This is a genomic window from Draconibacterium orientale, assembly GCF_900111425.1.
Lineage (GTDB): Bacteria > Bacteroidota > Bacteroidia > Bacteroidales > Prolixibacteraceae > Draconibacterium > Draconibacterium orientale.
This window is the reverse complement of sequence record NZ_FOHT01000069.1, coordinates 1-5897: the sequence shown is the minus strand read 5'-3', so window position 1 is coordinate 5897 and position 5897 is coordinate 1. Positions and strand designations below refer to the sequence as shown.

At 47.6% G+C, this 5897-nt stretch carries 2 tRNA genes and 3 rRNA genes; all 5 read right to left on the bottom strand.

Features of this window, described 5'->3' with window-relative positions:
• Positions 1–39: 39 nt before the first annotated feature.
• A 5S ribosomal RNA gene (gene rrf / locus BMW53_RS20375) occupies positions 40–150 on the bottom strand.
• A gap of 138 nt (positions 151–288) precedes the next feature.
• Positions 289–3095, bottom strand: a 23S ribosomal RNA gene (locus BMW53_RS20370).
• A 282-nt stretch (positions 3096–3377) separates the two neighbouring features.
• Positions 3378–3451 (bottom strand) — tRNA-Ala (locus BMW53_RS20365).
• Between the two features lie 85 nt (positions 3452–3536).
• Positions 3537–3610 (bottom strand) — tRNA-Ile (locus tag BMW53_RS20360).
• Between the two features lie 155 nt (positions 3611–3765).
• Positions 3766–5287, bottom strand: a 16S ribosomal RNA gene (locus BMW53_RS20355).
• The 16S, 23S and 5S rRNA genes sit together here with 2 tRNA genes alongside, the layout of an rRNA operon.
• Between the last annotated feature and the right edge of the window lie 610 nt (positions 5288–5897).

The window sequence follows — 5897 nt, the reverse complement described above, 5'->3', positions numbered from 1 at the left end:
AAAAAAGCCCGTGCTCTATTGAACACGGGCTTTGGTTTAAATTGGCAGCGACCTACTCTCCCACTTTTACGCAGTACCATCGGCGCTGACGGGCTTAACTTCTCTGTTCGGAATGGGAAGAGGTGGTGCCCCGTCGCTATAGCCACCTAAAATCTTTCGTTCTGTTCTCAACTCAGGAGAACGAAACTTCATGGCTTACTTTCTTAACTCTTGCGGTTAGAAAATACCAATAAAATATTTTAGCAGTTGGGAAGAGAGTACAAATTCTCAATACAAGGACAAACTAATTGTAGAAAGTCTTCGGGCAATTAGTACTGCTCGGCTTTGCCATTACTGACTTTACACCTGCAGCCTATCAACGTAATAGTCTCTTACGGCCCTCAATGGAAATCTCATCTTGAGGTGAGCTTCGCGCTTAGATGCTTTCAGCGCTTATCTCATCCACACATAGCTACCCTGCAATGCAGCTGGCGCCACAACAGGTACACTAGCGGTATGTCCAACGCGGTCCTCTCGTACTAGTGTCAGGTCCTCTCAAATTTCCTACGCCCACAACAGATAGGGACCGAACTGTCTCACGACGTTCTGAACCCAGCTCGCGTGCCACTTTAATGGGCGAACAGCCCAACCCTTGGGACCTTCTCCAGCCCCAGGATGTGACGAGCCGACATCGAGGTGCCAAACCGCTCCGTCGATATGAGCTCTTGGGAGCGATCAGCCTGTTATCCCCGGAGTACCTTTTATCCTTTGAGCGATGGCCCTTCCATGCGGAACCACCGGATCACTATGCTCTAGTTTCCTACCTGATCGACCCGTCGGTCTCACAGTCAAGCGCGCTTATACCATTATGCTCTACTGACGGTTACCAATCGTCATGAGCGCACCTTTAGAAGCCTCCGTTACTCTTTTGGAGGCGACCACCCCAGTCAAACTACCCACCACGCAATGTCCCCTGGTTGTACAGGGTTAGGCTCCAAGTAAGTAAAGGGACGTATTTCAAGGATGACTCCACGATTCCTGGCGAAACCGATTCATAGTCTCCGTCCTATCCTACACATCACTTACCCAGAGTCAATGCGAAGCTGCAGTAAAGGTTCACGGGGTCTTTCCGTCCCGTTGCGGGTAAACGGCATCTTCACCGTTACTACAATTTCACCGAGCTCGTGGCCGAGACAGTGCGCACATCGTTACACCATTCGTGCAGGTCGGAACTTACCCGACAAGGAATTTCGCTACCTTAGGACCGTTATAGTTACGGCCGCCGTTTACCGGGGCTTCATTTCAATGCTTCTCCGAAGATAACATCCCCACTTAACCTTCCGGCACCGGGCAGGTGTCAGGCCCTATACGTCATCTTTCGATTTAGCAGAGCCCTGTGTTTTTGATAAACAGTCGCATGCGCCATTTCTCTGCGGCCCTGACCTTTGACAGTCAGGGCTCCCCTTCTCCCGAAGTTACGGGGTCATTTTGCCTAGTTCCTTAGCCACGAATCACTCGAGCGCCTCAGGATTCTCTCCTTGACTACCTGTGTCGGTTTGCGGTACGGGCCCTATACTCGCTTTTCTTGGAAGTAAGTTCACTGCTTCGCTTCGCCCGAAGGCTAGGCTCAACGTACTATTCCGTCAGTACGTAGCAGCTACATCGCTCCGTCACTTTTATTGTATAGGTGGCGCAGGAATATTAACCTGCTTGCCATCGGCTTCCCCTTTCGGGTACACCTTAGGTCCCGGCTTACCCTGATCCGATTAGCGTTGATCAGGAAACCTTAGTCTATCGGCGAGCGGGTTTCTCACCCGCTTTATCGTTACTTATGCCTACATTTGCTTTTCCAAACACTCCAGAAAAGCTCACGCTTTTCCTTCAACGCGGTTTGGAATGCTCCCCTACCAGACTGCCTTATGGCAGAATCCATAGCTTCGGTGGTATACTTATGCCCGATTATCATCCATGCCCGATCGCTCGACTAGTGAGCTGTTACGCACTCTTTAAATGAATGGCTGCTTCCAAGCCAACATCCTAGCTGTCTAAGCAATCAGACCTCGTTTGTTCAACTTAGTATACACTTGGGGACCTTAGCTGATGGTCCGGGTTCTTTCCCTTTCGGACACGGACCTTAGCACCCATGCCCTCACTCCTGTGAAACATTTAGCAGCATTCGGAGTTTGTCTGGATTTGATAGGCGGCGAAGCCCTCGCATCCAATCAGTAGCTCTACCTCTGCTAAACTATCACAAGGCTGCACCTAAATGCATTTCGGGGAGTACGAGCTATTTCCCAGTTTGATTGGCCTTTCACCCCCACCCACAGGTCATCCAAAAACTTTTCAACGTTTCCTGGTTCGGTCCTCCATGTTGTGTTACCAACACTTCAACCTGCCCATGGGTAGATCACAGGGTTTCGCGTCTAGCGCCACTAACTTCTTCGCCCTATTCAGACTCGCTTTCGCTTCGGTTACGTCTCTTAAAGACTTAGCCTTGCTAGTGACGACTAACTCGTAGGCTCATTATGCAAAAGGCACGCTGTCATCCCGATAAATCGGGACTCCAACCGCTTGTAAGCGTACGGTTTCAGGTACTATTTCACTCTCCTGTTCGGAGTGCTTTTCACCTTTCCCTCACGGTACTTGTTCGCTATCGGTCTCTCAGGAGTATTTAGCCTTACCAGATGGTCCTGGCAGATTCAGACAGAATTTCTCGTGTTCCGCCCTACTCAGGGTACTGCTAGGATCATATTTATTACCTGTACCGGACTGTCACCGTCTGTGGTAGGCTTTTCCAAAACCTTTCCAGTTTTAAATACTTCTCCATATCGCAGCCCTACAACCCCAACATTGCCGAAACAATATTGGTTTAGGCTGTTCCCAGTTCGCTCGCCACTACTATGGGAATCATTATTATTTTCTTTTCCTCCGGGTACTTAGATGTTTCAGTTCCCCGGGTTAGCCTCCTTGCGGATACCCTTGCGGGTGGGTTGCCCCATTCGGAAATCTTCGGATCGATTCATATTTGCTAATCCCCGAAGCTTATCGCAGCTTGTCACGTCCTTCTTCGCCTCTGAGAGCCTAGGCATCCTCCGTACGCCCTTAGTAACTTTCTTTTAGAGAATCCTCGTATTGATTCAATTGTATCTCTGTAAAATTGTCGTCTCTATCTTGTGATTTGATTTGACTCTCGATAATTACTCTATGTAATTATCAAAATTATTTTTTCCCAACATGCCAAAGAACTTTAAAGCACAGAAACAGTTGCCTGTTTCAACTTGTGTAGATAAGTAAGGAATCGAACCTTAGCGTTTGTTTGCACCAGCATTATCTTTTATTCAATATTACTTGAACCTGCCACGCGTTTGTGGACTTTTTCCGACCTTTTCAGTCTCTTGTGGAGAATAAGGGAGTCGAACCCTTGACCTCTAGAATGCAAATCTAGCGCTCTAGCCAACTGAGCTAATCCCCCGAAGTCTGTAAGTTCCGAGTTTAGTGTTCAGTGTTCCGAGTGGTTTTACTCTGAACTTTGAACCTTGAACTCTTCACTACTTTCGTAGTCCCGCCCAGACTTGAACTGGGGACCCCTACATTATCAGTGTAGTACTCTAACCAGCTGAGCTACGGGACTCTATCATAGAGTTCCGTGTTTCGAGTTTAAAGTTTCGAGTTACAATTCTTTGAACTTTGAACTTTAAACTTTGAACTCTATCAGTAATATTTTAAAAAAAGCAAGGACAACTTTTGTCAATCTCGTCACAGAAACTCCTTAAACCTGTGCTCCAGAAAGGAGGTGTTCCAGCCACACCTTCCGGTACGGCTACCTTGTTACGACTTAACCCCAGTTACCAGTTTTACCCTAGGACGCTCCTTGCGGTCACATACTTCAGGTACCCCCAGCTTCCATGGTTTGACGGGCGGTGTGTACAAGGCCCGGGAACGTATTCACCGGATCATGGCTGATATCCGATTACTAGCGAATCCAACTTCATGGAGTCGGGTTGCAGACTCCAATCCGAACTGGGATCGGCTTTAGGGATTGGCATCCAGTTGCCTGGTAGCTGCCCTTTGTACCGACCATTGTAACACGTGTGTAGCCCTGGACATAAGGGCCGTGCTGATTTGACGTCATCCCCACCTTCCTCTCACCTTACGGTGGCAGTCTCGCTAGAGTCCTCAGCATTACCTGCTAGCAACTAACGATAGGGGTTGCGCTCGTTATGGGACTTAACCCGACACCTCACGGCACGAGCTGACGACAACCATGCAGCACCTTGTAAATAGCTCCGAAGAGAAAAGATGTTTCCACCTTATGCAATCTACATTTAAGCCCAGGTAAGGTTCCTCGCGTATCATCGAATTAAACCACATGTTCCTCCGCTTGTGCGGGCCCCCGTCAATTCCTTTGAGTTTCAACCTTGCGATCGTACTCCCCAGGTGGATCACTTAATGCTTTCGCTCAGCCGCTTACTGTGTATCGCAAACAGCGAGTGATCATCGTTTACGGCGTGGACTACCAGGGTATCTAATCCTGTTCGCTCCCCACGCTTTCGTGCCTCAGCGTCAATAGTAGCTTAGTAAGCTGCCTTCGCAATTGGCGTTCTGTGTCATATCTATGCATTTCACCGCTACACAACACATTCCGCCTACCTCAACTACATTCAAGAACTTCAGTATCAATGGCAATTTTACCGTTAAGCGGCAAGATTTCACCACTGACTTAAAGTTCCGCCTGCGCACCCTTTAAACCCAATAAATCCGGATAACGCTTGGACCCTCCGTATTACCGCGGCTGCTGGCACGGAGTTAGCCGGTCCTTATTCATTTGCTACCGTCAAATTACTACACGTAGTAACCATTCTTGGCAAACAAAAGCAGTTTACAACCCATAGGGCCGTCATCCTGCACGCGGGATGGCTGGTTCAGGCTTGCGCCCATTGACCAATATTCCTCACTGCTGCCTCCCGTAGGAGTCTGGTCCGTGTCTCAGTACCAGTGTGGGGGATAATCCTCTCAGAACCCCTAAAGATCGTTGCCTTGGTGAGCTGTTACCTCACCAACTAGCTAATCTTACGCATGCCCATCTTGTACCGCCGAAACTTTAATCACAATAACATGCGAAATTGTGATACTATGAGATATTAATCCACGTTTCCATGGGCTATCCCTCTGTACAAGGAAGGTTGCATACGCGTTACGCACCCGTGCGCCGGTCGCCATCTACCCGAAAGTAATGCTGCCCCTCGACTTGCATGTGTTAGGCCTCCCGCTAGCGTTCATCCTGAGCCAGGATCAAACTCTCCGTTGTAAATATAAAAAGTTTAATATCTTTCGCTCCAGGTTTACTTGTCTCTCAGAAATCAACAAAGTTGTTTTAAATAACCTTGCTTTTTTGTGCTTCAAAATTTTAAAGAACTTGCGTAAAAAAACCAGCACCTTTGTTTTACCTCTTAATGCCGGCCATCTACTTTTCTACTATTTTTTCTCTGGCTTCTCTTCTCTCAAAATCTCTCGTCTCAGCCAGAACTCGTTTCCCTTTTAACGGGGCGACAAAGGTAATTACTTTTTCAAAACCTCCAAAACTTTTTTCGCTTTTTTTTGAAACTTTATTTCTAATGTTTCTCTGATTCTGCACAGTCTTCCGTGCCGTTCCACCAGCCTTTCAACTACTCGTTTCTTACCATCAACTTGTCACTTGAACGTTGCTTTGTTCTCAAAGCGGCTGCAAAGGTAAGTAAGTTTATTAAGCTGCCAAATACTTTTTGACTTTTTTCTAAACTTTTTTTTCGAACCGTTTGCCGGCTTAAAGAACTATCTCTTTTGCCCGACTCCCGGCTCATCCTCTGCCGTTCCTAATCCCATTCTTTCTATGAACATCGCTTCTCTCAAAGCGGCTGCAAAAGTAAGCAAGGTTTTTA